The organism is Streptomyces sp. NPDC032940, from assembly GCF_040636935.1.
GTDB lineage: Bacteria > Actinomycetota > Actinomycetes > Streptomycetales > Streptomycetaceae > Streptomyces.
Genome location: NZ_JBEZVJ010000001.1, coordinates 286109 through 312588 on the forward strand (window position 1 = coordinate 286109; position 26480 = coordinate 312588).

Genomic DNA, 26480 nt, shown 5'->3' on the forward strand with positions numbered 1-26480 from the left:
GGCGGTCACAGCTCCCCCATCCGGCGGATCACCGGGGCGACGCGCTGGACGCCGTGCCGGTAGGCGCCGCGTGCGGCGCGGCGCACGATCTGGCGGACGGGGCCCGGCTCGCGGTCGGCCGCCGGGGCGCCGGGCAGCGGGCTGCCGTCCGGGGCGAGGTGGTGGCGGGCGAGGATGCCGGGCAGGTAGCCGGGGGCGGTGACGGGTGTGTAGTAGGGGTTCAGCGGGGGCAGACCTCCGGGCCGGTCGAGCAGCGCGGTGATGCGGGCGCGGGCGGTGTCGAAGGCGGTGGCGTAGTCGCCGTCGGCGGCGACGCCCTGGCGGGCGGTCCACGCCGGGTCGGGCTCGGGCAGCCGGCCGTCGTCGAGCTGGTCCCAGGAGGCGAGGCATCCGGAGCCGGTGAAGTGGTGGTTGCCGAGCGATTCGCGCACGCCGAGGTCGGTCAGCACGGCCGTCGGGATGCGGCGGTGCAGGGCCTCGAGGGCGGCCGTGGAGCTGACGGTGACCAGCAGGTCGGTGCGGTCGAGGACCTCCCCCATGTGCCCGTAGACCAGGCGGAAGTTGGGCGGCGGGTCGGCCTTCTGCACCAGCTTCTGGTAGGGCAGTTCCTCGATGTGCGTGGTGTGTTCGCCGGGCTTGGAGCGCAGCTTGAGCAGCACCTCCCGCTCGGGGTGCCGGCGGGCGTGCCGCACGAGCCGGTCGAGCAGGTACGTACGGTCCCGGCGGCCGTCCGGGACGGAGGGCTGGGCGGCGAAGACCACCGTGTACGGGTGGCCGTGGCCGCCGGTGTACTGCGCGCCGCCCAGGAAGGGCAGCGCGACCTCGGTCACCGCCGAGGAGTCGGCGCCGACCCCCTCGTACACGGCTCGGAACCGGTCCGCGTCCTGGCGGGAGTTGGCGAGGACGAGGTCGGCGCCGTGGCGCAGCAGCAGGCCGTCGGCGAGCTTCTCGTAGACGACGCCGACGTAGCCGGTGACGACGACGGGCCGGTCTGCGCGGCCCTCCCACACGTGCCGCAGGCCGTGCAGCACGGCCTGGACGCCGCCGCCGACCAGGGCGAGGACGAGCACGTCGTACGGCTCCTTCGCCATGGCGCGCAGGAACTCGGCGGCGGTCACCTCGCGCAGGGAGTCCGCGTCGGCGCCGACCTCCGCCAGCTGGCGGGGTGTGGGGGTGGCTCGGCCCCGCAGGAGGTAGCCGTCCAGGCGGAGGTCGGCACCGTCGGGGGAGATGCGGGACGCGGTGAGCGCGCCCCATTTCCACCGGGTGTCGGAATCCGCGAGAACGGCGATTCGCCGGGCCTTCGTTGCACTTACTGGCACGCCGAAGACGCTAGGAAGTCATTTCGAGGAACCGCCCAACCGGAATGCAACAAACGGTGAACAGCACATCGCCGAACGGCGAATCGGGCCGCCGTGAGCCGGAAATCCCGTCCACTTCACGGCTTCGCCACGCCTCGTTCACCTCGCATCAAGGCGCAGGTAAAGCCGCATGCCGGGCCCGCACCTAATGTCGTGGACGTGCCCAAGCTCTCCGTCATCGTGCCGTTCTACAACGTGCGGCAATACGCACCCGACACCCTGCGGAGTCTGCGCGCGAACGCGCGGGACGACTTCGAATTCATTCTCGTCGACGACTGTTCGTCCGACGGCACCGTGGACCTCCTCGCGCGCGCGGAGGACGAGCTGCCGGGGGCGGTGCTGGTCCGCCACGAGCGGAACGGCGGTCTGGCGACGGCCCGCAACACCGGCATCGACCGGGCGCGCGGCGAGTACCTGACCTTCCTGGACGGCGACGACTGGCTGGCCCCGGGCTACTACGAGCGGCTGGTCGCCGTGATCGAGGAGCTGGGCTGCGACTTCGTGCGCACCGACCATGTGCAGTGCACGGCCAGGTCCCGGGCCGTGTTCCGGGTGCCGCACGGGCGCCGGAACGTCTCCCTGCGGCCGCGCGACGCGATCCTGCCCGCCCACCGCTCCACCTCGGTCGACTACGCGTACGCCTGGGCCGGGGTCTATCACCGCCGGCTGGCCGACCGGGGCCTGCTGCACTTCACCGACGGGCTGCGCACGGCCGAGGACCGGCCGTGGATCTGGCGGCTGCACCGGGAGGCGGAGTCCTTCGCGGTGACCGGGCTGCTCGGCGTCTTCTACCGGCGGGGGGTGGCCTCCTCGCTCACGCAGATCGGGGACGTCCGCCAGCTGGACTTCATCCGCGCCTTCGACCAGGTCGTCGCGGAGACGGCCGCGGACGCGGACGCCGCGCGGCTGCTGCCGAAGGCGGTGCGCACGTACTGCGCGATCATCTCCCACCATCTGGGTTCCATCGAGAGGTTCGAGCCTGCCGTGGCACGGAAACTGAAGGCGATGAGCGCCGCCGCGCTGCGGCGGATGCCGCAGGACGCGCTCGACGAGGTGCTCTCCTCGATGGACGCCGAGCGGGCGACGCGGCTGCGCCGGCTGCGCCGCCGTCCGGTGCCGGCCGCGGAGGTGGCGGCGTGAGCACGCAGATCTTCCTGGCGTCGACGCTGTACGGCACGGCGACGCTCGCCGCCGCCCTGGACGCCGGCTGCTTCGAGGCGGCCGACCGGCGGATCCTGCTGGTCTCCAACAACGCGGCGACGCCGGAGACGACGCCGGCCCTGGACGCGATGCCGGGGTTCGAGCGGCTGCGGGACCGGTTCGACGACGTGGTGTCGTGGAACGAGACGATCTTCCCGTTCCATCCGGGCGGCTGGGCGCCGCGCGGGGACGACGCCCCGATGTGGGAGCGGTATCTGCGGCTGGCCTGGGGGCTCGGGGACGACGACGTGGCGCTGGTCGTGGAGTCGATCCAGGTGCAGCCGGCGCTGGGGGTGGCGCAGCTCTTCCCGGACGCGCCGCTGACCGTGTACGCGGACGGCCTGATGAGCTACGGCCCGACCCGCAACAAGCTCGACCCGCTGGTCGGCACCCGCGTGGAGCGGCTGCTCCACCTGGACCTGGTGCCGGGGCTGACGCCGCTGCTGCTGACCGAGTTCGAGGTGGGCCCCGAGCTGGTGCCGACGCCGGCGTTCACCAAGGTGCTGGCCGAGCTGGCGGACACCGGCGCCGGTCTGCCCGACGTCGAGGCCCCGGCGCTGCTGCTCGGCCAGTACCTGTCCGCGCTGGGCATCCTCACCGCCGATGAGGAGGAGGCCCTGCACGTGCGGATGCTCACCGGCGCCGTCGGCCTCGGGCACACCCGGGTGGTGTTCAAGCCGCACCCCACGGCCCCGGCCCGCTTCACGCGCACCCTGGAGGAGGAGGCGGAGCGGCTCGGCGTCGCCCTCACCGTGGTGGACACGCCGGTGCTCGCCGAGGTGCTGTACCAGCGGATGCGCCCGGCGCTGGTGATCGGCTGCTTCTCCACGGCGCTGCTCACCGCGTCCGCGCTGTACGGCCTGCCGGTCGCGCGGGTCGGCACGGAGACGCTGCTGGACCGGCTGACGCCGTACGAGAACAGCAACCGGGTGCCCGTGACGATCGTCGACGCGCTGCTGCCCGGCCCGGACGACGCGGCGGCCGTCACGGAGGGGCGCCGGGGCCCGGACGCGGACGCCCTCGGCGCGCTGGTGCGGGCCGTGGGTTTCGCGATGCAGCCGAAGATCCTGCCCGAGCTGCGGGCGGACGCGGAGGAATTCCTGCGCGGGAGCCTGAACACCCGCACCTGGCGGTATTTCAAGAAGCGGCGGCTCACCTCGCTCGGGCTGCCCGGCGGAATTCCGGAACGGCTGGCCTTTCTGCCGCACAATTCGGCGGCGCGGAAGGTGGTGCGGCGGGCGCGGGCCATTCGGCGCTCGATGAAACGCTGAGGGAATGCGGGGTGACGGGACGGCGAACCGGGCGGGCGGAGCGGCCGGTGTCGCCGTCGCGTCATCCGGTGTTCTCCGGAAGTTCTTTCCGTGCTCCGCTCGGCGGCGCCGTTCCCGGCCGGGGGCGTGTTTAGCCTTTCCCCACCCACCACACACGCGTTCCCCGCACGGCCGTTCGTTCGCCCTCGGCCCGTCCGCGCGCGTCCCGACCGGCGACGCGTGGGGGAACGGCCGAAGGAGACCAGCAGTGACCGAGACGGTCGTGAGCACGACGGCGGCGGCGCCCGGCGCGCCGATACCGCCGGCGCCGCGGGCGAAGGCGGCGCCGGCCCGGCTGCGGGCCCTGGACGGGCTGCGGCTGGTGGCCGCGCTGATGGTGGCGGCGTACCACTACGGCGGGCGGGGCGGTGCCGTCACCGACGCGTGGGGCAGTTCGGCCCAGCTCCAGTTTCCGACGCTGCACACCTTCTTCGCCTACGGGTGTCTCGGCGTCCAGGTCTTCTTCGTGATCAGCGGCTTCGTGATCTGCATGAGCGGCTGGGGCCGGTCCCTGAACGCGTTCGTCGCCTCCCGCGCCTCCCGGCTGCTGCCGGCCTACTGGGCGGCGGTGATCCTCGTGACGGCGGTGTTCGCGCTGCCCGTGGTCGTCTACGACGCGGTGTCGCCCAGCGACGCGCTGGTCAATCTGACGATGCTCCAGCAGCCGCTGGGCGCGGAGCGGGTGCTGGGCGTGTGCTGGACGCTGTGGGTGGAGGTCCGCTTCTACGCGCTGTTCGCGCTGTGCGTCGTCCTGCCCGGCGCGAACCGCCGGCGCGTCCTGATGTTCTGCGGCGGCTGGCTGCTGGCCGCGGCGCTCGCCGACGCCGCGCACGAGCCGCTGCTGGAGCTGGTGCTGATGCCGGAGTACGCCCCGTTCTTCGTCGGCGGTGTGGGCCTGTACCTTCTGCACCGCGACCGGCGGGACGCGCACGCGTGGGGCCTGGTGGCCGCCGGCTTCCTGATCGGCCAGCACTACGCGGTGCGCGACCTGTGGAACGCAACCGACCCGAACGCCTTCGCGCACCGCACCACCTTCGGGATCGTGCTGGTCGTCGCCTTCGGCTTCGTGGCGGTCGCCGCGGTCGCGCTGGGCTGGCTGAACCGGGCCGACTGGCGCTGGCTGACGGTGGCCGGCGCGCTCACGTACCCGTTCTACCTGGTCCACGAGCACCTGGGCTGGGTGGCGATCCGCTTCCTGCACCGCGGGCTGCACGTGCCGTCGGCGGCGGCCTTCGCGCTGACGGTGGCCGGGATGCTGGGGCTGGCCTGGCTGCTGCACCGGTTCGTCGAGAAGCCGCTGACACCCCGGCTGCGCGCGGCACTCGGCCGAACACACTGAGCGACAGGTGCGATGTTCCGACCGCCGGGCCGCGCACAACCGCTGCCTTTCCACTACCGAGGGGGCATCCTCGCTTCATGGCGACCGCGCAAGCAACGCACCCGCACCCCGCCGGGCTGAACGACGTCCCCGGCTGGTTCTGGCCGCTCGACCAGGTGCTGTTCTCCTGGTTCCTGGAACGGCAGGAGGCCGTGGGAACCCGCGGCGACCTGCTCGAGCTCGGCACCTACCTCGGCAAGAGCGCGATCCTGCTGGGCCACCGCCTCCAGGACGGGGAGAAGCTCACCGTCTGCGACCTCTTCGAGGCGGACGCCCCGGACGAGGCGAACCGGGCCGAGGCGGCCAAGTCGTACGCCACGCTCACCCGGCAGGCCTTCGAGCGGAACTACCTCTCCTTCCACGACGACCTGCCGGTGATCGTGCAGGGCCCGAGCTCCGTGATCGCGGGTGAGGTCGAGCCCGGCACCTGCCGCTTCGCCCACATCGACGCCTCGCACCTGTACGAGCACGTCCACGGGGACATCGGCGCGGTCCGCGAGCTGCTGGGGCCCGAGGGCGTCGTCGCGCTCGACGACTACCGCACCGAGCACACCCCGGGCGTGGCCGTCGCCGTCTGGGAGGCCGTGCTCAACCGGGGGCTGCACCCGGTCTGCCTGAGCAGCCAGAAGCTGTACGGCACCTGGGGCGACCCGGGGCCCGTCCAGGAGGAGCTGCTCGCCGCGCTGCGGGAGCGCGACGACTGCGCGGTGACGGTGGAGTGGGCCGCCGGGCACCGGCTGATCCGGGCCCGCGCCAAGGGGAAGACGATGCGGCCGCCGTCGCTGCCGGTCTCCCGGCACCGGACGCCCGCGACCGCCCCGGCGGACGGGCAGCCGGCGACGGCGCCGCCCCCGCGGCGGTCCCCCGCCCCGTCCTCGCGCGCCCGGGCCCGGCGCCTCGCCCTGGACCTGCTGCCGCCGGTGGTGACCCGGGCGGTGCGCCGCGAGCTGGCCCGGCGGCGGGCCGCGGCTCAGTCGAGGCCGTAGCGGGCCGCGATCCCGTCGATCACCAGGGCCAGCCCTTCCTCGAAGTGCCGGTCGTAGTCCGCGAAGATCTCCGCGCCCGCCGCGGCCGACAGCGGGAAGTCGGCCAGCAGGCGGGCGCGCTCGTCGAGGTCGTAGCCCTCGCGCCGCTCGTCGGGCAGGGGGGCGACGCCCTGCTCCTCGGTGACGAAGCCGAGCGTGTAGAGGTACGTCGTCGAGGTCGCCCGCACCGCCTGGGGAAGGGTGAGGCCGGCGGCGGTGAACAGGCGCAGGCTGTCCTCCATCTGCTCGGCGTGCACCATGCCGGTGAAGCGTGAGCCGCTGAAGACCTTGGCGCCGTCGCGGTAGCGGAGCAGCGACGTGCGCAGGCCCCGGTTGGACTTGAGCAGCCGTTCGCGCCAGGTGTCGCCCGCCTCGAGCGAGCCCTCGGCGACCATCCGGCGGTACATCTCGGTGGCCATCTCGTCGAGCAGGGCCTGCTTGTCCTTGAAGTGCCAGTACAGGGCGGGCGCCTTGACGTCCAGCTCCCGGGCGATGGTGCGCAGGGTCAGGCCGTCGAGGCCGACCTCGTTCAGCAGCTTCAGCGCCGTGTCCGCGACCCGTCGGCGGTCGAGGGGGGCGCGCCGTTCCGTTCCCACGCGCACAGCTTGACACCTTAACGGTGTTAAGGGCACGCTCGGGGCGCAGCCCCACTTAACAGCGTTAAGGAGAAGCGGGATGAACACGGACGTTCTGATCGTCGGCGCCGGCCCCACCGGGCTCGCGCTCGGCATCGACCTGGCCCGGCGCGGCGTGGACGCGCTGGTGGTGGAGCGGGCGGCGGCGCTGTTCCCCGGCTCGCGCGGCAAGGGCATCCAGCCCCGCACCATGGAGGTCTTCGACGACCTCGGCGTCCTCGACGCGATCCACGCGGCCGGCGGCGGCTACCCGGTCGGCATGGTCTGGCAGGACGGGAAGCGGCTCGGCGAGCACTCCATGTTCGAGCCGGCCGAACCGAGCGAGGACGCGCCGTACAACGCGCCGTGGATGGTGCCGCAGTGGCGGACCCAGGAGATCCTGCTGGCCCGCCTGGAGGAGCTGGGCGGCACGGTGGCCTTCGGCCGGGAGGTCACCGGTCTCACGCAGGACGCGGACGGCGTGACCGCGCGCTTCGCCGCCGGAGAGCCCGTGCGCGCCCGGTACCTCGTCGCGGCCGACGGCGGCCGGTCGGCCGTACGGCGCGCGCTCGGCGTCGGCATGACGGGCGAGACGGTCGACCCGAGCCCGATGCTGGTGGCGGACGTCCGGATCAGCGGCCTCGACCGGGACAACTGGCACGTCTTCCCGCCCCGCGGGGACGCCGGCTTCCTCGCCCTGTGCCCGCTGGCCGGAACCGAGGACTTCCAGGTGACCGCGCAGTTCCCGGAGGGCACCTCCGTGGACGTCACCGCGGACGGCGTGCGCAAGGTCGTCGCCGACCGCACCCACCTGGCCGCCGAGGACGTCACCGAGGTGCGCTGGGCCTCCGACTTCCGGCCCCGCGCGGCGCTGGCCGACCGCTTCCGCGACGGCCGCGTCCTGCTCGCCGGGGACGCCGCCCACGTGCACTCGCCGGCCGGCGGGCAGGGCCTGAACACCAGCGTGCAGGACGCCTACAACCTGGGCTGGAAGCTGGGCGCGGTGCTCGCGGGCGAGGCCCCGGACGCGCTGCTGGACAGCTACGAGGAGGAGCGGCGCCCGGTCGCCGCCGGGGTGCTCGGCCTGTCGACCGGCGTCCACCGCGGCGAGGTGCGGCGCGGAGAGGCGACCCGGCAGCTGGGGATCGGCTACCGGGAGTCGTCCCTCACGGCGGAGACGCGCACCGTCCCGGACGGTGCCCTGCGGGCCGGCGACCGCGCGCCCGACGGCACGGTGGACGGTGTCCGGCTCTTCGACGCCTTCCGCGGCCCGCACTGGACGCTGCTGGCGCTGGGCACCAAGGCGCCGCCGGTGCCGGACTCGGTGCCCGTCGTCCGGGGGCCCGGTCACGGGGCGTACGGGACGGGCCTGTTCCTGGTCCGGCCGGACGGCTACGTCGGCTGGGCGGGCGAGGACGCGGCCGGGCTCGGCGGCTACCTGGCCCGCTTCGGCCTGGTCTGACGGGCGGGGCTCGGGGCACGGCCTACGCGCTGGCCACCGACAGCTTCACCGCGAAGCCCAGGAACAGGGCGCCGGCCGCCGAGGTGGCCCCGGCCGACAGCCGCTTGCGGCGGCGGAAGGCGGCGGCCAGCTTGGTGCCGCTGAAGATCAGCGCACTGAGGTAGAGGAAACTGAAGAACTGGGCGAAGGCGCCGAGGACGACGAAGGACAGCGCCGGGTAGGCGTAGCCCGGGTCGACGAACTGCACGAAGAAGGCGACGAAGAAGAGGATCGCCTTCGGGTTGAAGAGGCTGACGACCAGCGCCCGGCGGAAGGGCCGCTCGTCCCCGTCCACGGGGGCGGCGGTGTCCGGCGCGTCCTGCTCCCGCCGTGTCCGCCACATCGCCCACGCGGCCCGCATCATGCCGACCGCGAGCCACGTGAGGTATCCGGCGCCGGCGTACTTCACGATCCCGAACAGCACGGCGTTGGCCTGGAGCAGCGAGGCCACTCCGGCGGCCGACAGCGTCATCAGCACCGTGTCCCCGCACCAGACCCCGGCGGCGGCCGTGTACCCGGCGCGCACGCCCCGGCGGGCGGCCACGGAGAGGACGTAGAGGGAGTTGGGGCCGGGCAGCAGGACGATGAGGACGAGGCCCGCCAGGTAGGTGGGGAGGTCTATGACGCCGAACATGGAGGGAGTGTCGCACGGGGGTGCGGCACTCCGCTCCGGTGTTCCAGCCGGCGGTACGGGCGTGCACGCAGCGCGCCGACGGTGATCAGAAACGCGGTCAGAAGGCGTCCGAGGGCACGTACGTCCCCCACACCTCGCGCAGCGCGTCGCACACCTCGCCCACCGTCGCCCGGGCACGCAGCGCGTCCTTCATCGGGTGGAGGACGTTGTCCTCGCCCTCGGCGGCCTTCCTGAGGGCGGCCAGGGCGGTGTCCACCGCCTGCCGGTCGCGCTCGGCGCGCAGCCTGGCGAGGCGTTCGGCCTGCTGGGCCTCGATGGCCGGGTCGACGCGCAGGGGCTCGTAGGGCTCCTCCTCGTCGAGCTGGAAGCGGTTGACGCCGACGACGACCCGCTCGCCGGAGTCGGTCTCCTGGGCGATGCGGTAGGCGTTGCGCTCGATCTCGCTCTTCTGGAAGCCGTGCTCGATGGCGTTGACGGCGCCGCCGAGGTCCTCGACCTTCCGCATCAGCTCCAGGGCGGCGGCCTCGACGTCGTCGGTCATCTTCTCGATGACGTAGGACCCGGCGAAGGGGTCGACCGTCGCCGTAACGTCCGTCTCGTGGGCGAGGACCTGCTGGGTGCGCAGCGCGAGGCGGGCGGACTTGTCGGTGGGCAGCGCGATGGCCTCGTCGAAGGAGTTGGTGTGCAGCGACTGGGTGCCGCCGAGCACCGCGGCGAGGCCCTGCACGGCGACGCGGACCAGGTTGACCTCGGGCTGCTGGGCCGTCAGCTGCACGCCGGCCGTCTGGGTGTGGAAGCGCAGCATCAGCGACTTGGGGTTCTCGGCGCCGAACTCCTCCTTCATCACCCGCGCCCAGATCCGGCGGGCCGCGCGGAACTTGGCGACCTCCTCCAGGATCGTCGTGCGGGCCACGAAGAAGAAGGAGAGGCGGGGCGCGAAGTCGTCCACGTCCATCCCGGCGGCGACGGCCGTGCGCACGTACTCGATGCCGTCCGCGAGGGTGAACGCGATCTCCTGCGCGGGCGAGGCACCGGCCTCGGCCATGTGGTAGCCGGAGATGGAGATGGTGTTCCACTTCGGGATCTCGGCCCGGCAGTACTTGAAGATGTCCGCGATCAGCCGCAGCGAGGGCTTGGGCGGGAAGATGTACGTCCCGCGCGCGATGTACTCCTTCAGCACGTCGTTCTGGATCGTGCCGGTGAGCTGGTCGGCGCTCACCCCCTGCTCCTCGGCGACGAGTTGGTAGAGCAGGAGCAGCAGCGCGGCGGGCGCGTTGATCGTCATGGACGTGGAGACCTTGTCCAGCGGGATCCCGTCGAACAGCACGCGCATGTCGTCGATGGAGTCGATGGCGACGCCGACCTTGCCGACCTCGCCGCCGGCGAGCGGGGCGTCGGAGTCGTGGCCCATCTGGGTGGGCAGGTCGAAGGCGACGGACAGACCCGTCGTGCCGTTGGCGATGAGCTGCTTGTACCGGGCGTTGGACTCGGTCGCCGTGCCGAAGCCGGCGTACTGGCGCATCGTCCAGGGGCGGCCGGTGTACATCGTCGGGTACACGCCGCGGGTGAAGGGGTACCGCCCCGGTTCGCCCAGCTTCCCGGTCGGGTCCCAGTCCGCCTGGGTGTCGGGCCCGTAGACCGGTTCGATGGGCAGCCCGGACTCCGACTCTCGCGTCATGGTGCGTCGCCTCCCGCTGGGCATGTGTTCGAGTCTCTCGAACCACTCGTCAGTCACTCGCCAGTACGGACCGGCCCTCCGACGGAGGGTATCGATGGGTGCACGCCCCGAGGAGGGGCACACGCTGGGACCTTGCTCACAGCCGCGTCGCGGTCCCGGTCCCCACGATGCCGCGCCGTTCGCGGCGCGTCATCCGCGGGGAGCATCTCTGCGGGACATCCGTGCGGAACCGTGAGGCGGCGGGGACTGTGATGCGTATGAGGGGCATGAGGAGTAAGCGGTACGGGTCGGGCGCGGTCGCCTGCGTCCTCGGCGCCGTGCTGGCGGCGGGCGGCTGCACGGTGACGGGCCCCGGCATCGACGGCCCGGGCACGGCGCCGGGCAGCGGGAGCACCGGCCGCCCGGCACCCGGCGTCGAGGGCGCGGGCGGCGCACCGGCGGCCGGGACGGGTGGCGCGGGGCGCTCTGCGGCACCCGGCACCACCCGCGGCGCGCCGTCCGAGCGCGCCCCGTCCGCCGGCCGGACGACCGCCGCTCCGCCCGCCCGCCCCGCGCCGCGGGTGCTGTGGTCGCGGGGCGCCACGGGCCGGGACGTCCGCGAACTCCAGGCGCGGCTGCGCCAGATCGGCTGGCTGGCCGGGGGTCCGACGGGGACGTACGACGAGGTGACCGAGCGCGCGGTGGGCGGTTTCCAGCGCAAGCGCGGACTGCCCGGCACGGGCCGCACGGACACCGTCACCTGGCAGCGGCTGGTGGCGATGACGCGCGAGCCGGGCAAGTGGCAGCTGTACGCGATGGGCGGGCAGCCGGCCGCCGCACCCGACCCGCGCTGTCTGACCGGGCGGGTGCTGTGCATCAGCAAGTCGAGCCGGACGCTGCGCTGGATGGTCGACGGGCGGACGCTGTCGACGATGGCGGTGCGCTTCGGCTCCCAGTACACGCCGACCCGGGAGGGCGTCTTCCACGTCTACTGGAAGTCCCGTCACCACTGGTCGACGCTCTACCACGCGCCGATGCCCTACGCGATGTTCTTCAGCGGGGGCCAGGCCGTGCACTACTCGTACGACTTCGCCGCCCGTGGTTACGCGGGGGCCTCGCACGGGTGCGTCAACGTGCGGGACGAGGGGGCGGTCGCGGACCTGTACGCGCGGGTGCGCAACGGCGACAAGGTCGTCGTGTACCGGTGAGCCGGCGCGTGGTGGTGGTGGTGGGGGGCGCGGGCGGGACCGGGGGAACGTGTCCCGCCCGCGCCGAGGTGCACGAGCCGTAGGTACGGGGGGAACCCCGGCTCAGTGCGGGAAGCCGATGACCAGTCGGCTCACTCAGTACTGCGCCCGGCCGGCCGAAAGTGTCACACCTACGGCGGGAAAAGTTCCGTCGGCTCGGGAAAACGCAGGTCAGGCGGTATTGCCAAGTCCCGGGAACTGCTGCGCGGCGTACTTGGGCAGCCGGCCCGGCAGGGGCAGGAGGGCCGTGGGCGCGCCCGTGGCGTGGGCCGGCCGTGGCGTCCCGGCCCCGTCGGCGCGGTGGGCCGTGCGGGAGCCGCGGTCGTCCTCGTCCCCGCGGTCGTCGCCCCGGTCGTCACCGCTCTGCCGGCCACCGCCGTCCCGGTCGCCCCGGTCGTCGTCCCGGCCGCCGCTGTCGCCGCTGTCGCTCTTGCCTCCGGTGCCCTTCCGGGTCTCGCCGAAGCCCGCCGTCCCGCCCAGGATCCCCTCCACGGCGTCCCCGACGCGACCCCCGGTCCGGTCCCGGGTCGTGGCGCCCGTGCCGGCGAGGACGCGCCGGCAGTACGCGTCCACCCGTGCGGAACCGCCGGCCGCCTCCGTCAGCGCGCGTCTGCGGGCGCCGTCGAGCGCCTTGCCTGCGCCGAGGTCGCGGCAGGACGTGAGTTCCCGCCGTCGGCCGTCCGCGGCGTCCGGCTTCCGGTCGCGGGCCTCCTGGCCCCGGTCGGGGACGCCGCCGGCGGCGCCCGTCTCCGCGCGCGGGGTACCGCCGGCGGAGGGGCCGGGCGCGGCACCCTCGGGCGTGGACCCGTCCCGCAGGCCGTCCAGCGGGGAGGCCGAGCCGAGCGGGCGGTCGGGGGTCGCCGCCGACGACGCGGTGGCGGCGGGGTCGGGACCGGTGCCGCCGAACGGGGTCGGCAGGACTCCGGTTCCGGCCGCGACCGCGACCCCGCCGACCATGCCGGCGGTCAGCGCGGCGGCCAGTCCGAGGCGCAGGGGACGGCCCCAGCGGGAGCGCCGGGCCTCGTCGCGCCGCGGACCGATGCGGATCAGCCCGGCGTCGGAGGACGCCGCCGCGGTGCCGTGGCCGCGGGCGGCCGGCACGTCGGCCCACCGCGCCGCGTCGTCGGCGCGCGCCTTGCGGAAGGCGGCCAGCGCACCGGTCTCGCCCGGCAGTTCTCCGGCGGCCGGCGCGGCGTACGCCGCCAGCGCGTCCAGCGTCCCGGCGAGCCGTTCGGCCCGGTCGCGGACCGCGGGGTCGACAGTTTCCAGTGACTCTCCGCGCAGCAAGGTCTCCGCCGTCTCGCGGTCCAGCCACCCGTCCTGCTCGTCGGCCATCACATGTCCTTCTGCGTCCGCGCGCGCGTATGCGTCACAGTCGCGGACGTCGCCGCACGGCGGCCTGGTTCTCGCTGGGGCGGCAGGGCGTCGAGCACCCCGGTGGATTCCGCTTCGCCGCCGAGCAGTTCGGCCAGGCGCTTCAGACCGCGGTGGGCCGCGGTGCGGACGGCGCCGGGCCGCTTGCCCAGCGTCTCGGCCGCGCTCTTGGCGTCGAGGCCGACGACCACCCGCAGGACGACCGCCTCGGCCTGGTCCTGGGGGAGCCGCGCGATGAGGGACAGGGTGCTGTCCGTGGCCAGCGCCTCGAGGGCCTCGCCGGCGGTGTCGGAGTCGGCCGGCTTGCCGGTCAGCTCCGTCTCGTCGCCGCCGATCGCCGGCCGGCGTCCGCGCATCCGGATGAGGTCGAGGGCCCGGTTGCGGGCGATACGCGCGGCCCAGCCCCGGAAGCGGTCCGCGTCGCCCTCGAAGCGGTCCAGGTCACGGGCGATCTGCAGCCACGCCTCGGACGCCACGTCCTCGGCGTCCGGATCACCGACCAGCGTCCGCACGTATGTGAGCAACCGCGGGTGCACTGCGCGGTACACAGTCCGGAACGCGGTCTCGTCCCCGTCCTGTGCCGCACGCACCGCGGCGGTCAGCTCCGCGTCGTCCCCCAGCACCGAACGCGCCTCTCTTTGCGCCTTGGGCCGGCGCCGCTCTCGCGGACCGGATACTCGCCGTCGTGTTCCTCCATGGGTGGTCGCGGTGGTCCACCGCTGGTCGGCGCGAAAGGCACGTTACGTCTTGAAACCGCCGCTCGTCCATGTCCTCATCGCATTGCCGTACAAGACGCAACTAACCCGTGACGCGGTGAGGTGTGACAGAAAACGCATCGGCGGCGCTGTAAGGAGTACGGGTCGCCGCGCGGCCCGTGCCGCGCGACGGCCGGGGCCTCTCCTGTGGGGGGTGGCGGCCCCGGCCGTTGCCTTGGCCGCCCGGGGCAGGGGTCAGCGGCCCTTCGTCGCCTCCCGGCACAGCAGCCGCAGCGATCCGTCGCCCGCGAAGCAGCGGCGGGCCTCGTCGATCGGGTCCCACAGGCGGCCGTCGTGGGTGCGGATCCAGTGGTCGCCGCCGCTCGCCCACCACTCGGCGCCGCTCTCGCGCGCGATCACCTCACCGGCGTAGGCGCCGAGCCCGCGCAGCACGGTCTCGACCGCGGCGTACGGGGCGCCCTCGCCGCGGATGCCCTCGATCATGCGGTCGACGCGCCACAGACTCCGGGGCGTGTAGTCCAGCCGCAGCCGCGCGCCCTCGCGCAGCACGGCCACCGTGTCGGCGGCCCACCGCACCGGGCGGGTGGCGGCCCAGGGCCGGTTCGCCGCCGGGTCGGTGCCCGGGGCCGGGGAAGTGGTCTGGCTGGTCACCGTCGCTTCGCTGGTCACAGTCGTCACATCCGCAAGAGCGTCGTGCGGCGGTGTTTCGTCACAGGTTTCCGCCCGCGGTTCCGCAACCGGCGCAGGACCGCCCCACCTTCCCCACGTCCGCCGCAGCACCGCCGCGCCGTCCCCGCAGGACGGTCACAGTCCGGCCGCCGTCAGCCCCGCCCGCGTGCCCTGCGGGACACCACCGCCCGCAGCACCCGGCGCCCCTCCGTGGACGCGTCCAGGGCGCCGCGCAGCCCGGCCGGACCGTGGCCCGCGAGCAGCTCCAGGACGGTGACCTGGCGGCGCAGTTCGGCGGCGACGAGCGGCGAGGCGCCCTGCGCCGGCTCCTCGCGGCCGACGTCGTCGCCGCCCGTGCCCTCGGTCGCGGGGTCGAGGAGCCGGTGGATCCGCAGCGACGCCACCGAGCAGGCGTCGGCCCAGGCCCGTATCTCCGCGGCCGAGCACTTGGCCGGGGCGGCGGCCAGCATCCGCCGGGCCAGCAGGACGGCCTCGTCCTCGTCAGCCGCGTCGGGCCCGGCGAGTTTGCCGCGGACCTGCTCCCACGCCTGCGCCCAGACGGACCCCTCCCCGCCCATGTCCGCGTCGGGCTCGGCGAGGGTCGCCCACACCGGGCGCAGCACGTCGTCGTCGCCGTCCAGCAGGGGCAGGCAGCGGTCCAGACAGGCCAGTCCGCTCGCGGCGAGCCCGCGTGTGTCGGCCTGCGCGATCAGTTCCACCAGACTCATCCGGCGCCTCCTCGTCCTACCGCCCCGGCCCGCGCTCCACCACGGAGCCCGCACTTCCCCTTACTGCGTGCGACGGCCCGCGAGTGTCACAGCGGCACCACGCCGAGCCGGTCGAGGAAGCGGAAGAAGAGGTCCTCGGCGGTGGGGGCCGTCCCGGGGCCGGCACCGGGAGCCGCGTCGTCCGCCGGATCCGCCGCCAGGACGTCGGCCAGCTCCCCGGCGTCCGCCGTGCGCCCGGCCTCGGCGGCCCAGGCGACGGCGCGTTCGGCGGCGTCGCGGGGCTCGAGGAAGTAGTCCTCCAGCGTGAGCCCCTCGTTCTCGGCGCCCAGGTATCCGGCCATCGCGGCCCGCACCAGACAGGTCGTCCACGCCCCGCCGGCGGGCGCCGCCGCCTCCACGACCACGCAGTCGCTGTCCATGACGTACCCGAACAGCGCGGGCGCGCCGGTCTGCGCGGCCAGGTCGTTCATGTTCCCGACGTCCCCGTCGCCGCCCGGGTGCTCCCACACCTGCCAGCCGTCCGGCGCGGTCACCCGCAGGGTCATGTCCGCGGCACCCGCGAGCGCGTCCAGCTCGGCGAGCGGCCGCTCGGCGCGGCCCACGACGAAATAGCCCCAGTAGCCCATGTCCCGGCTCCCCCCGGCGTGTCGGTTCGGCTCGCCCAAACATCACCACAGCCGTACGGGAGTTCGCAGCCGTATGGGGCAATCCGGCCCGGACCCCGGGTCAGTCGAGCCGGCCGGCCAGCGCCTTGAACTCCGCCCAGGACAGCTCGGGCTTGTCCGGGTCCCACAGCTTCTGGACCGTCGCCGCCAGCGGCAGCCGGATGCCGGCGGCGACCTGGGCCTGGGTCTGGGCGTTCGGGATGTCGCCCCAGACCGCGAAGCTGCCGCCGAGGATCTGGTCGTCGTACTTCGCGTCGACGGGCGCGGTGCCCCGCAGGACGCGCGGGGTCCACTGCTCGTAGATGCGCTGGCCGGTCGGGTAGACGAAGGTCTGCGGCTGGCCGAGCACGTAGTAGAGGAACTCGTCGTTGTAGTTGAGGACCTGGCGGCCCGCGCTCAGATACTCCGCGGGCGGGCGGGCGCCGATCTCCTTGCCGGTCCAGTAGGCGACCTTGAGGTCCTTCAGGGGCTCGACGGACGTGTCCTTGAAGAAGCCGTCGTTCCAGGCCCGCGGGGTGCGGTCGTGGGCGATGACGGTCTTGGCGCGGCCGTTGAGCCAGCCGGTGGTGAGGTCGGCGACGGTACCGCCGGAGCCGTAGGCCTTGCGGGCGGCGGCGGCCAGGGTCGGGTAGGACGCCTCGGGGTCCGGCACCACGAGCGCCTGGTACTCGTCGGCGCCCAGGTGGAACTGGGAGCCGGGGAAGAGGTCGGCGTACTCGTCCAGCAGGTCGTCGACGATCTCGGCGGCCTCGGGCTTGGAGATGTCGATCGCGCCGCGCGTGGCCGTGCCCCGGGCGTTGCGCAGCTGGAGGTCGGGGTGGGCGGCGATCACCGCGCCGAGGTGACCCGGCGAGTCGATCTCGGGGACGACGGTGATGTGCCGGGAGGCGGCGAGGTCGGTGATCTCCTTGACCTCGGCCTTGGTCAGGTGGTCCTGGGAGACGATCTCCGGGTGCGAGTCGGACTCGATGCGGAAGGCCTGGTCGTCGGAGAAGTGCAGGCCCAGCTCGTTGTACTTGAGGTCGCCCAGTTCGCGGACCCGGTCCTTGATCCAGTCGGCGTCGTAGTGCTTGCGGGCGATGTCGAGCATGAAGCCCCGCTTGGGCTTGGCCGGCTCGTCCTTCACCACCCCCTCCGGCGCCGTGCCGCCGCCGTCCACCTCCTGCTTGAGGGTGCGGGTGCCGTAGAAGACGCCCGCCTCGGCGGGCCCGCTCACGGTGACGCGGCCGTCGCGCACGGTCATGGTGTACGACTCCGGGTTCGCGCTCTTGTCGCCCCCGACCTCCAGCCGCAGGTCCCCGGCGCGCGCGTCGTCCTGCTCACCGGCGTACGTCATCCCCAGCTCGCCGGCGACCAGCTTGCCCTCGTCGGCGAGGGAGGGGTCGGCCACGACGACCCGGTGCCCGGGGCCTGGCTGCCAGCCGGGGCCGCGGGCGGGGGTGTGCCGCCGTACGGCCGGCACGGTCTGCGGCTCCTCGGACAGGGCGTAGGAGCGACTCGGGCTGGGCGAGGTGGAAGGGGCGGCCGCCCCTTCGGAGGACCGCGACGCGGAGCCCGCCGGCCCGCCGTCACCGTCGCCGTCGGTGGCCCACAGGCCGACTCCCACGCCGAGCGCCGCGACCGCCGTACCGGCGATCACCGCCCGCTGCCTCACCTTGCGCGCCGGTGTCCGGCGTCCGTGCTGGCTCACAGCGCCAACCTAAGGCCGCCGACTCCGTCATGCGTCCACCACATGTTCCGAAACTCTCCCGTTCGGGTGAAATTCGGGCAGCGTACGGACATGCGATGCCCTCTCTCGATAACGTGTCGCCACATATTTCGCACAATCCCCTGCCGACACACACGTGACGCCCACAAGGACCCACGCTGCCTGTGCACCGTCTCCCCGACCTCACCGGCCGAGTCGCCATACCGGTACCGGTGCAAACCCGCGCCACGCCGACGGCGCCCTCACCCCTGGAGCGCTTCAACACGGCCCCCGCCGACGAGGCCGTCCAGACCCTCCTGACCTGCTTGAACAGCCACGACTGGGCCCACCGCCTGGCCGCCCACCGCCCCTATCCGGACCTCCCGTCCCTCCTCGCGGCAGCCGACGAGGCGGCGTACGACCTGAGCCCGGAGGACCTGGCGGAAGCCCTCCGGTCCGAGGCCCTCCCCGCCCTCCCGGAGGACACGTACGCGGCGGCCCACACGGCGCTGACCGCGGCGACGACGGCGTACGAGAGCCGCTTCGGACACGCGTTCGTCATCTGCCTGGACGGCCTGAATGCCGACGAGGCCCTGGACCACGTCCTGGCGGCCATCCGGTCACGTTTGGCAAACGATCCGGACGAGGAGCGCCTCATGGCAGCCGAAGAACTCCGGCGCCTGGCAAAAGGCAGACTGGCCGACGGCCTCCAGGGGGGCGGGGAACCGCGCGACCGGCCCCGGGCGGCTCCCACCCGGCATACGAGACAAACCCCCACCCCCTGACCCGTCGGCACTCGCCCCACTGCTCCTTTGAGTGCAACTTTGATCACATAGCCAGGCCCCCCGTAAGCGCCGCAGGCAACCGTCGCTACCATGCTGGGGGCCGGTGGACCGTACCCGGCCGGGCCCGACCGACAAGGAAAGCCGGCGCGGCCCCAATCCCCGCTCCCGGAGGAAATTTCCGTGCCGGCTGGAACGCTGTACCGCGGCCGGGAAGGAATGTGGTCCTGGGTGGCTCACCGAGTCACCGGCGTCCTCATTTTCTTCTTCCTGTTCGTTCACGTGCTGGACACCGCGCTCGTCCGTGTGTCCCCCGAGGCCTACGACAACGTCGTGGCCACGTACAAGAACCCGATCGTCGCGCTGCTGGAATACGGCCTCGTCGCCGCCATCCTCTTCCACGCGCTCAACGGTCTGCGTGTCATCGCCGTCGACTTCTGGGCCAAGGGCGCCCGCTACCAGAAGCAGATGCTGTGGACCGTCGTCGCCCTCTGGGTCGTGCTGATGCTCGGGGCGATCTACCCCGTCCTCGGCCACGCCGCTCGTGAACTGTTCGGGAGCTGACGCGCAGCATGTCGAAAAACACAGTCACCACTGAGAAGACCGCTTCCGGTATCGGCCCCGTCGAGGGCGCCTCCCTCTACACGGTCGACAACCCGGCGCCGCTGATCGAGGCCCCTCGCCAGCGCACCAAGAAGACCCCGAAGTCCACGCGCGGCAACTTCGAGCTGTACGGCTGGCTGTTCATGCGCCTGTCCGGCGTGGTGCTGGTCGTCCTGGTCATCGGCCACCTGCTCATCCAGCTGGTGCTGGACGGCGGCGTCTCCAAGATCGGCTTCGCCTTCGTGGCCGGCCGCTGGGCCTCGCCGTTCTGGCAGGTCTGGGACCTGCTGATGCTCTGGCTCGCGATGCTGCACGGGACCAACGGTCTGCGTACGGTCATCAACGACTACGCGGAGCGCGCGAACACCCGGCTGTGGCTCAAGGGCCTGCTCTACACCGCCACGGTGTTCACCATCCTGCTGGGCACGCTGGTGATCTTCACCTTCGACCCGAACATCCGCTAGGCACGGGGCTGCGAGAATCATGAAGATCCACAAGTACGACACCGTCATCGTCGGCGCCGGTGGCGCCGGCATGCGCGCGGCCATCGAGTCGACCAAGCGCAGCCGCACCGCCGTCCTGACGAAGCTCTACCCCACCCGCTCCCACACGGGCGCCGCGCAGGGCGGCATGGCCGCCGCGCTGGCCAACGTGGAGGAGGACAACTGGGAGTGGCACACCTTCGACACGGTCAAGGGCGGTGACTACCTGGTCGACCAGGACGCCGCCGAGATCCTGGCGAAGGAGGCCATCGACTCGGTCCTCGACCTGGAGAAGATGGGCCTGCCCTTCAACCGGACGCCCGACGGGACGATCGACCAGCGCCGCTTCGGCGGTCACTCCCGCAACCACGGCGAGGCCCCGGTCCGCCGCTCCTGCTACGCGGCCGACCGCACCGGCCACATGATCCTCCAGACGCTGTACCAGAACTGCGTCAAGGAGGGCGTGGAGTTCTTCAACGAGTTCTACGTCCTGGACCAGCTGATCACCGAGGTCGACGGCGTCAAGAAGTCCGCCGGTGCGGTGGCCTACGAGCTGGCGACCGGCGAGATCCACGTCTTCCAGGCGAAGTCCGTGATCTACGCCTCCGGCGGCACCGGCAAGTTCTTCAAGGTGACGTCGAACGCGCACACGCTCACCGGTGACGGCCAGGCGGCCGTGTACCGGCGCGGGCTGCCGCTGGAGGACATGGAGTTCTTCCAGTTCCACCCGACCGGCATCTGGCGCATGGGCATCCTGCTGACGGAGGGCGCCCGCGGTGAGGGCGGCATCCTCCGCAACAAGGACGGCGAGCGCTTCATGGAGAAGTACGCGCCGGTCATGAAGGACCTCGCCTCGCGTGACGTCGTCTCGCGCTCCATCTACACGGAGATCCGCGAGGGACGCGGCTGCGGCCCCGAGGGCGACCACGTCTACCTGGACCTCACCCACCTCCCGCCGGAGCAGCTGGACGCCAAGCTGCCCGACATCACGGAGTTCGCGCGGACCTACCTCGGCATCGAGCCCTACACGGACCCGATCCCGATCCAGCCCACCGCGCACTACGCCATGGGCGGCATCCCGACCAACGTCGAGGGTGAGGTCCTCGCGGACAACACCACCGTCGTCCCCGGCCTGTACGCGGCCGGCGAGGTCGCCTGCGTCTCCGTGCACGGCGCCAACCGCCTGGGCACCAACTCGCTGCTGGACATCAACGTGTTCGGCAAGCGGGCCGGCATCGCCGCCGCGGAGTACGCGCAGAAGGCGGACTTCGTCGAGCTGCCGGAGAACCCGGAGTCCCTGGTCGTCGAGCAGATCGAGCGGCTGCGCACCTCCACCGGCAACGAGCGGGTGGCCGAGCTGCGCCGCGAGCTGCAGGAGACCATGGACGCCAACGTCATGGTGTTCCGCACCGAGCAGACGATCAAGACGGCTGTCGAGAAGATCGCCGAGCTGCGCGCCCGCTACAAGAACGTGGCGATCCAGGACAAGGGCCGCCGCTTCAACACCGACCTGCTGGAGGCCGTCGAGCTGGGCAACCTGCTCGACCTGGCCGAGGTGATGGCGGTCTCCGCGCTCGCCCGCAAGGAGTCCCGCGGCGGTCACTACCGCGAGGACTACCCCAACCGCGACGACGTCAACTTCATGCGCCACACCATGGCGTACCGCGAGGTGGGCGACGACGGCACCGAGTCCATCCGTCTGGACTACAAGCCGGTCGTCCAGACCCGCTACCAGCCGATGGAGCGTAAGTACTGATGGCTACCCCTGTCATGGAGAAGAGCGACAAGGCCCCCGAGCCCGGTTTCGCCGACTCCCCCTACATCACCGTCACGGTCCGCGTCCGCCGGTTCAACCCGGAGGTCTCGGCCGAGGCGACCTGGCAGGACTTCCAGCTGGAGATCGACCCGAAGGAGCGTGTCCTCGACGCCCTTCACAAGATCAAGTGGGACCTGGACGGCACGCTGACCTTCCGCCGTTCCTGCGCCCACGGCATCTGCGGGTCCGACGCGATGCGGATCAACGGCAAGAACCGGCTGGCCTGCAAGACGCTGATCAAGGACATCAGCCCCGAGAAGCCGATCACGGTCGAGCCCATCAAGGGCCTGACGGTCCTCAAGGACCTGGTCGTCGACATGGAGCCGTTCTTCCAGGCGTACCGGGACGTGATGCCCTTCCTGATCACGAAGGACACCAACGAGCCGACGCGCGAGCGCCTGCAGTCCGCCGAGGACCGCGAGCGCTTCGACGACACGACCAAGTGCATCCTGTGCGCGGCGTGCACGTCCTCGTGCCCGGTGTTCTGGAACGACGGCCAGTACTTCGGCCCGGCCGCGATCGTGAACGCCCACCGCTTCATCTTCGACTCGCGTGACGAGGCCGGCGAGCAGCGGCTGGAGATCCTGAACGACCGCGACGGCGTCTGGCGCTGCCGCACGACCTTCAACTGCACGGACGCCTGCCCGCGCGGTATCGAGGTCACCAAGGCGATCGCGGAGGTGAAGCGGGCGCTGATCACGCGCCGCTTCTGACGTCCGTCGGTTCGCCGCCGTAGGCCGGTGAGGGCCCCGTTTCCCCTGGAAGCGGGGCCCTCTGGCATATGCCACACGTTCGGGTGAAGGGCCGATGAAGGGCCCCGCGGGCCCGGTCCGGCCTACGATGATGCTCTCGACACCAGCCCCCAGGAGGCACGCGATGTCCGCAGCATCCGTAGAGCTGCCCCGCGGCGACCTTCCGCTGATCGCGGAGGCGAACCGCCTCATGGACCGCAACCCGGGCTACCGCGTCGAGATCATCGGAGGCCAGCTCCTCGTGAGCCCGCCCCCCGACGTTCCGCACTCGCGGGCCCTCACCAAACTCATGCGCCCGTTCATCGCTGCGGGCCTTGACGACGGCGAAACCGAAGTACACCAGGGCATCGGTCTCTGGCTGCCCACCGACGCCGAGGACTACGCCATTCCGGACCTGGCGATCGTGGACGCCGACATCGACGACCACCTCGTCGAGAACAACTGCTACGACCCGGTCTGCTTCCGTCTCGTCCTGGAGGTCACCTCCAGCAACTGGAAGAACGACCTGAGGGCCAAGGTCACCGCCTACGCCGCCGCCATGGTCCCCGTCTACGTGATCGTCGACCGCAAGCACGAGCGGCTCCACGTCCTCACCGACCCCGACTGCGCCGACTACTACACCCACCGCGTCCACTCCCCCGGTGAGCACGTCACCCTCCCCGGCTCCCTCGGTGCCGAGGTCACGCTGGACGTCGCGGAGATTCTTGCCGCCGGACGGACGAAGAGCGCGCCCGACGAGGGATGACAATCAGCCGTTCCGGGCGATGAGCGTCCTAGCCTGACGCCATGTCAGATGACGAGTCGTACGAACTGCTCGGGTTCGACAACGTGCTGCTGCCCGTCGGGGACCTCGGTGAGGCCGTCGGATTCTACGAGCGGGCCGGGTTCCCGGTCGCCTTCCGGCTCGACGAGGCCGGGATCGCGCTGCTGAAGGTCGGCGGGGAGACGCCCGGCGTCCTGCTGCGGGCCGAGGAGGAGTTCGGGCGGCGCCCGCCGCTGTGGCCCTCCGCTCGGGTGTGGCTGGAGGTCCCCGACGCCCGCAGGGCGGCGACGGCGCTGCGAGCGTCGGACATCGCGCCGCTGGACGAGCCCTTCCCCGTAGCCACCGGCTGGACCGTCGAGTTCGCCGACCCGTGGGGCAACGTCATCGGTCTCACGGACTACACCAAGCGCCCGGAGCTGGGCCGCCGGCCGTAGGCCCCCTCGCGGCCACCGATCGCGTGACGGGGGCCACTCCACCCCCGAGTTGAACACGTTCAAAAGCAGGTCTACAGTCATCCCTGTCAGCGTTTTGAACGCGTTCAAGAAGGGGTGGGGCATGGACCGCACCGTCATCGCCTACGTCATCTACCTGGTCGTCAGCATCGGTCTGACCGTCTGGGTGGCCCGCACGCTCAGCCGCAACGGCCGGGTCTTCCTCGGCGACGTCCTGCACGGCAACGAGAAGCTCGCCGACGCCGTCAACCACCTCCTGGTGGTCGGCTTCTACCTCGTCAACCTCGGCTTCGTCGCCCTCTACCTGAGCGACGACGAGACGATAACCGACACCCGCGGCATCTTCGAGGCGCTGTCGACCAAGCTGGGCGTGGTGCTTCTGGTGCTCGGCGTGATGCACCTGGCCAACGTGTACGTGCTCAACAGGATCCGGCGGCGCGGCATGATGGAGCGCGAGCAGGTCCCGCCGGTCCCGCCGCAGGGCTGGGTGGCCCCGACGGCCGGGGCCTGATCCGATGGCCCCCGCTCCCGGGACGACGACCGGCGCCCCCGTGCGCCGGCTCACCGTCCTCTACGACGCCGAGTGCTCCCTGTGCACCCACGTACGGGACTGGCTGCTGCGCCAGCCCCGGCTGGTCCCGCTGGACCTGGTCCCCGCGGGGTCGGACGAGGCCCGCCGGCGGTTCCCCGGCCTCGACCACGGCACCTCCCTCGACGAGGTCACCGCCGTCGGCGACGCCGGGCAGGTCTACCGGGGCGCCGCCGCCTGGATCGTCGTCCTGTGGGCGCTGCGCAAGTACCGCAGGCTCGCCCACCGGCTCGCCACGCCCGCCGGGGCCCGGCTGGCCCGGGGCGCCGTCCTGGCCGCCGCCAAGTGGCGGGAGGGGCAGCGGCGGTGGGGCGGCGACGGATACCGCCGGGCCGACGGGTGGGTGTACGAGCCGCGGCTGGGGTGGCTGTACACCGGGCCGGGCTGTGACGACGGCACCTGCGTCACTCGTTAGGCTCTCGTCCTGTGCCTGCGAAGAACGACGGCCCCGACGACGGTGCCCCCCTCAGCAAGTCCGAGCAGACCCGCGCGCTGATCCTGGAGACGGCCATGCGGCTGTTCCAGGAACGCGGCTACGACCGGACGACCATGCGGGCCATCGCCCAGGAGGCCGGTGTCTCCGTCGGCAACGCGTACTACTACTTCGCCGGCAAGGAGCACCTGATCCAGGGCTTCTACGACCGGATCGCCGCCGAGCACCAGGCGGCGGTCCGGGAGGTGCTGGCGCGGGAGACCGACCTGGAGGCGCGGCTCGCCGGCGTGCTGAAGGTGTGGCTGGACATCGCGACGCCGTACCACGAGTTCGCGGTGCAGTTCTTCAAGAACGCCGCCGACCCGGACAGCCCGCTCAGCCCCTTCTCCCCGGAGTCGGAGCACGCGCGCGTGGAGGCCATCAGCGTCCACCGCGCGGTGCTGGCCGGCACGAAGACCAAGGTGCCCGAGGAGCTGCGGGACATCCTGCCCGAGCTGATGTGGCTCTCCCAGATGGGGTTGGTCCTCTACTGGGTCTTCGACCGCACCCCGGGGCGTGAGCGCAGCTACCGGCTCGCCGAGCGCGGAGCCCGGCTCACCGCGCGGGGTGTCGCGCTGGCCCGGTTCCGGGTGCTGCGCCCGCTGGTGCGCGAGGTGCACGAGCTGTTCACGGACTTCCTGCCCGGCATGACCAAGGCGCTTCCCGACCCCTCGGCCCAGAAGTCCTCCCGTCAGGCCTGACGGGACGCCAGCTCGATCACCGTGATGTCCGACGGCGCCCCCACCCGGGTGGGCGGTCCCCAGGCGCCTGCGCCCCGGCTGACGTACAGCTGGGTGTCGCCGTAGCGTTCCAGACCCGCGAGGGTCGGGTTGGCGGCGCCCGCGACGAGATTGCCGGGCCAGAGCTGGCCGCCGTGGGTGTGGCCGGAGAGCTGGAGGTCGACGCCGTGGTCGACGGCGTCGTGGATCTGCACCGGCTGGTGGGCGAGGAGCACGCAGGCGCGGGCCCGGTCCCGGTCGCCGAGGGCCTTGGCGTAGTCGGGGCCCTGGCCCTCGTCCTCGCCGGCCACGTCGTTGACGCCGGCCAGGTCGAAGTGGGGCAGCTCGGTGCGGGCGTTCTCCAGCGGGATCAGGCCGAGCCGGCGCACCTCGGCGACCCACTGCTCGGCGCCGGAGAAGTACTCGTGGTTGCCGGTGACGAAGTACGCGCCGTGCCGGGCCTTGAGCAGGGACAGCGGCGCCGCCGCCGGGCCGAGGTCCTTCACACTGCCGTCCACCAGGTCGCCGACGACGGCGATGAGGTCGGGCTGCGTCGAGTTGACGGTGTCGACGACGGTCTGCGCGAAGCCCCGGCCGAGCACCGGGCCGAGGTGGATGTCGCTGACCACGGCGATGCGGAAACCGTGGGCCGCGCGCGGCAGCTTGGCCAGCGGAACGGTGACCCGCTTCACCTTCGGGCCGCGCAGCACGCCGTACGTGCCGTAGCCGACCGTCCCGACGGCCGCCGCGGCGGCGGCACCGGCGACGACGCGGGAGACGAACAGGCGGCGGGTGGGGACGGCGAGGGGGCTCGGGGGCGTGGCGGCGGACCCGGACGGGGGCTCGGGCTCTCCGGAGGGTTCGGGTTCGGCGGAGGGCGTCCCGGGCAGGGCACTGCCGGCCGTCACGCGCTCCGGGTCCTCGACGGGAGCCGGAACCTCACCCGCATGCGCCGCCCGCCGCTCCAGGAACCTGCGCAGCAGCGGCCGTACGACCTCGCCCGCGAGCACCGCCAGCAGCAGGTAGATCGACAGGGCCAGCCACAGGAAGCCCGGCCAGGCCAGGGTGCGCTGGAGCCAGAAGGGCGCGCCGGTGCGCTCGGCGACCAGCGCGCCGACGGCCAGCGCCCAGCCCCCGCCGATCACCACGGCGCCGGTCCGGCGTGCCGTGCCGGGCGCCCGGGTCGTGTCGCGGAACAGGCGCCGCCACAGGTACCAGTTGGCCGTCACCAGGACGCCCACCACGGCCGGTGCGACGAGCGCGAAGACGACCACCATGCCGTCG

The 26480-nt window shown here is 72.7% G+C and carries 27 protein-coding genes; 16 read left to right on the forward strand and 11 right to left on the reverse strand.

Annotated features, from left to right (window positions below; genetic code table 11):
* Window positions 1-5: 5 nt before the first annotated feature.
* Window positions 6-1322, reverse strand: coding sequence for a DUF6716 putative glycosyltransferase (locus AB0E77_RS01305; protein ID WP_361563850.1), 1317 nt, complete (start codon window positions 1320-1322; stop codon window positions 6-8).
* Between the two features lie 198 nt (window positions 1323-1520).
* On the opposite strand from AB0E77_RS01305, the gene AB0E77_RS01310 reads away from it, so the two are divergent.
* From AB0E77_RS01310 to AB0E77_RS01325, 4 genes are all read left to right on the forward strand, one after another.
* Complete coding sequence (locus AB0E77_RS01310) at window positions 1521-2501, forward strand: glycosyltransferase family 2 protein (RefSeq protein WP_361563853.1); 981 nt, start codon at window positions 1521-1523, stop codon at window positions 2499-2501.
* On the forward strand, window positions 2498-3832 hold the full coding sequence (locus AB0E77_RS01315; RefSeq protein ID WP_361563856.1) for a polysialyltransferase family glycosyltransferase: 1335 nt from the start codon (window positions 2498-2500) through the stop codon (window positions 3830-3832). Before AB0E77_RS01310 ends, AB0E77_RS01315 begins: the two co-directional genes overlap by 4 nt.
* A gap of 295 nt (window positions 3833-4127) precedes the next feature.
* Window positions 4128-5210, forward strand: coding sequence for an acyltransferase (locus AB0E77_RS01320; RefSeq protein WP_361564416.1), 1083 nt, complete (start codon window positions 4128-4130; stop codon window positions 5208-5210).
* A gap of 77 nt (window positions 5211-5287) precedes the next feature.
* Window positions 5288-6235: a class I SAM-dependent methyltransferase gene (locus AB0E77_RS01325; RefSeq protein ID WP_361563859.1), complete on the forward strand. Its 948-nt coding sequence runs from the start codon at window positions 5288-5290 to the stop codon at window positions 6233-6235.
* Here AB0E77_RS01325 and AB0E77_RS01330 read toward each other — a convergent pair.
* Window positions 6220-6870: a TetR/AcrR family transcriptional regulator gene (locus AB0E77_RS01330; protein WP_361563861.1), complete on the reverse strand. Its 651-nt coding sequence runs from the start codon at window positions 6868-6870 to the stop codon at window positions 6220-6222. The two genes, AB0E77_RS01325 and AB0E77_RS01330, sit on opposite strands and share 16 nt — an antisense overlap.
* A 79-nt stretch (window positions 6871-6949) precedes the next feature.
* Between AB0E77_RS01330 and AB0E77_RS01335 the strand changes: the two genes are divergently transcribed.
* Entirely contained in the window at window positions 6950-8350 is a 1401-nt protein-coding gene (locus tag AB0E77_RS01335) for an FAD-dependent oxidoreductase (RefSeq protein WP_361563864.1), read from the forward strand.
* 22 nt (window positions 8351-8372) lie between these two features.
* Here the strand turns inward: AB0E77_RS01335 and leuE are convergent, their stop codons facing one another.
* Both leuE and AB0E77_RS01345 read right to left on the reverse strand, forming a co-directional pair.
* Entirely contained in the window at window positions 8373-9023 is a 651-nt protein-coding gene (gene leuE / locus AB0E77_RS01340) for a leucine efflux protein LeuE (RefSeq protein ID WP_361563867.1), read from the reverse strand.
* A 97-nt stretch (window positions 9024-9120) separates the two neighbouring features.
* Window positions 9121-10701, reverse strand: a complete 1581-nt coding sequence (locus tag AB0E77_RS01345) for a methylmalonyl-CoA mutase family protein (RefSeq protein WP_361563870.1) — start codon at window positions 10699-10701, stop codon at window positions 9121-9123.
* 266 nt (window positions 10702-10967) lie between these two features.
* On the opposite strand from AB0E77_RS01345, the gene AB0E77_RS01350 reads away from it, so the two are divergent.
* On the forward strand, window positions 10968-11888 hold the full coding sequence (locus AB0E77_RS01350) for a L,D-transpeptidase family protein (RefSeq protein ID WP_361563872.1): 921 nt from the start codon (window positions 10968-10970) through the stop codon (window positions 11886-11888).
* Between the two features lie 210 nt (window positions 11889-12098).
* Here AB0E77_RS01350 and AB0E77_RS01355 read toward each other — a convergent pair whose 3' ends face one another.
* From AB0E77_RS01355 to AB0E77_RS01380, 6 genes are all read right to left on the reverse strand, one after another.
* Window positions 12099-13262 (reverse strand): hypothetical protein, encoded by a 1164-nt coding sequence (locus AB0E77_RS01355; RefSeq protein WP_361563875.1) that lies wholly within the window; start codon window positions 13260-13262, stop codon window positions 12099-12101.
* A complete protein-coding gene (locus tag AB0E77_RS01360) occupies window positions 13262-13924 on the reverse strand; it encodes an RNA polymerase sigma factor (protein WP_361563878.1) in 663 nt (220 codons plus the stop codon). The genes AB0E77_RS01355 and AB0E77_RS01360 overlap by 1 nt, the downstream gene beginning before the upstream one ends.
* Window positions 13925-14251: 327 nt before the next feature.
* Window positions 14252-14668 (reverse strand): hypothetical protein, encoded by a 417-nt coding sequence (locus AB0E77_RS01365; RefSeq protein WP_361564419.1) that lies wholly within the window; start codon window positions 14666-14668, stop codon window positions 14252-14254.
* 170 nt (window positions 14669-14838) lie between these two features.
* Complete coding sequence (locus AB0E77_RS01370; protein WP_361563881.1) at window positions 14839-15414, reverse strand: hypothetical protein; 576 nt, start codon at window positions 15412-15414, stop codon at window positions 14839-14841.
* 86 nt (window positions 15415-15500) lie between these two features.
* Window positions 15501-16040 (reverse strand): hypothetical protein, encoded by a 540-nt coding sequence (locus AB0E77_RS01375; protein WP_361563883.1) that lies wholly within the window; start codon window positions 16038-16040, stop codon window positions 15501-15503.
* A gap of 100 nt (window positions 16041-16140) precedes the next feature.
* Window positions 16141-17769, reverse strand: coding sequence for a glycoside hydrolase family 20 protein (locus AB0E77_RS01380; RefSeq protein ID WP_361563885.1), 1629 nt, complete (start codon window positions 17767-17769; stop codon window positions 16141-16143).
* Window positions 17770-17999: 230 nt separating this feature from the next.
* Between AB0E77_RS01380 and AB0E77_RS01385 the strand changes: the two genes are divergently transcribed.
* The 10 genes from AB0E77_RS01385 to AB0E77_RS01430 all read left to right on the forward strand — a co-directional run bounded on the left by AB0E77_RS01385 (window position 18000) and on the right by AB0E77_RS01430 (window position 25178).
* Window positions 18000-18551, forward strand: a complete 552-nt coding sequence (locus AB0E77_RS01385) for a 2-oxo-4-hydroxy-4-carboxy-5-ureidoimidazoline decarboxylase (RefSeq protein ID WP_361563887.1) — start codon at window positions 18000-18002, stop codon at window positions 18549-18551.
* Window positions 18552-18731: 180 nt separating this feature from the next.
* Entirely contained in the window at window positions 18732-19112 is a 381-nt protein-coding gene (sdhC, locus tag AB0E77_RS01390; protein ID WP_361563890.1) for a succinate dehydrogenase, cytochrome b556 subunit, read from the forward strand.
* 8 nt (window positions 19113-19120) lie between these two features.
* Window positions 19121-19615: a succinate dehydrogenase hydrophobic membrane anchor subunit gene (locus tag AB0E77_RS01395; RefSeq protein WP_361563893.1), complete on the forward strand. Its 495-nt coding sequence runs from the start codon at window positions 19121-19123 to the stop codon at window positions 19613-19615.
* 19 nt (window positions 19616-19634) lie between these two features.
* The gene (gene sdhA, locus AB0E77_RS01400; protein ID WP_361563896.1) at window positions 19635-21389 is read left to right on the forward strand and encodes a succinate dehydrogenase flavoprotein subunit; all 1755 of its coding nucleotides are present in this window, start codon (window positions 19635-19637) and stop codon (window positions 21387-21389) included.
* The gene (locus AB0E77_RS01405; RefSeq protein ID WP_356198049.1) at window positions 21389-22162 is read left to right on the forward strand and encodes a succinate dehydrogenase iron-sulfur subunit; all 774 of its coding nucleotides are present in this window, start codon (window positions 21389-21391) and stop codon (window positions 22160-22162) included. Before sdhA ends, AB0E77_RS01405 begins: the two co-directional genes overlap by 1 nt.
* A gap of 163 nt (window positions 22163-22325) precedes the next feature.
* Entirely contained in the window at window positions 22326-22946 is a 621-nt protein-coding gene (locus tag AB0E77_RS01410; RefSeq protein WP_361563899.1) for a Uma2 family endonuclease, read from the forward strand.
* 41 nt (window positions 22947-22987) lie between these two features.
* Window positions 22988-23398, forward strand: coding sequence for a VOC family protein (locus AB0E77_RS01415; protein ID WP_361563901.1), 411 nt, complete (start codon window positions 22988-22990; stop codon window positions 23396-23398).
* A 121-nt stretch (window positions 23399-23519) separates the two neighbouring features.
* Window positions 23520-23927: a hypothetical protein gene (locus tag AB0E77_RS01420; RefSeq protein WP_361563904.1), complete on the forward strand. Its 408-nt coding sequence runs from the start codon at window positions 23520-23522 to the stop codon at window positions 23925-23927.
* Window positions 23928-23931: 4 nt separating this feature from the next.
* Window positions 23932-24420: a DUF393 domain-containing protein gene (locus tag AB0E77_RS01425; protein WP_361563907.1), complete on the forward strand. Its 489-nt coding sequence runs from the start codon at window positions 23932-23934 to the stop codon at window positions 24418-24420.
* 11 nt (window positions 24421-24431) lie between these two features.
* Window positions 24432-25178: a TetR family transcriptional regulator gene (locus AB0E77_RS01430; RefSeq protein ID WP_361563910.1), complete on the forward strand. Its 747-nt coding sequence runs from the start codon at window positions 24432-24434 to the stop codon at window positions 25176-25178.
* Here AB0E77_RS01430 and AB0E77_RS01435 read toward each other — a convergent pair.
* On the reverse strand, window positions 25169-26473 hold the full coding sequence (locus AB0E77_RS01435; RefSeq protein ID WP_361563913.1) for a metallophosphoesterase: 1305 nt from the start codon (window positions 26471-26473) through the stop codon (window positions 25169-25171). The genes AB0E77_RS01430 and AB0E77_RS01435 overlap by 10 nt on opposite strands.
* Between the last annotated feature and the right edge of the window lie 7 nt (window positions 26474-26480).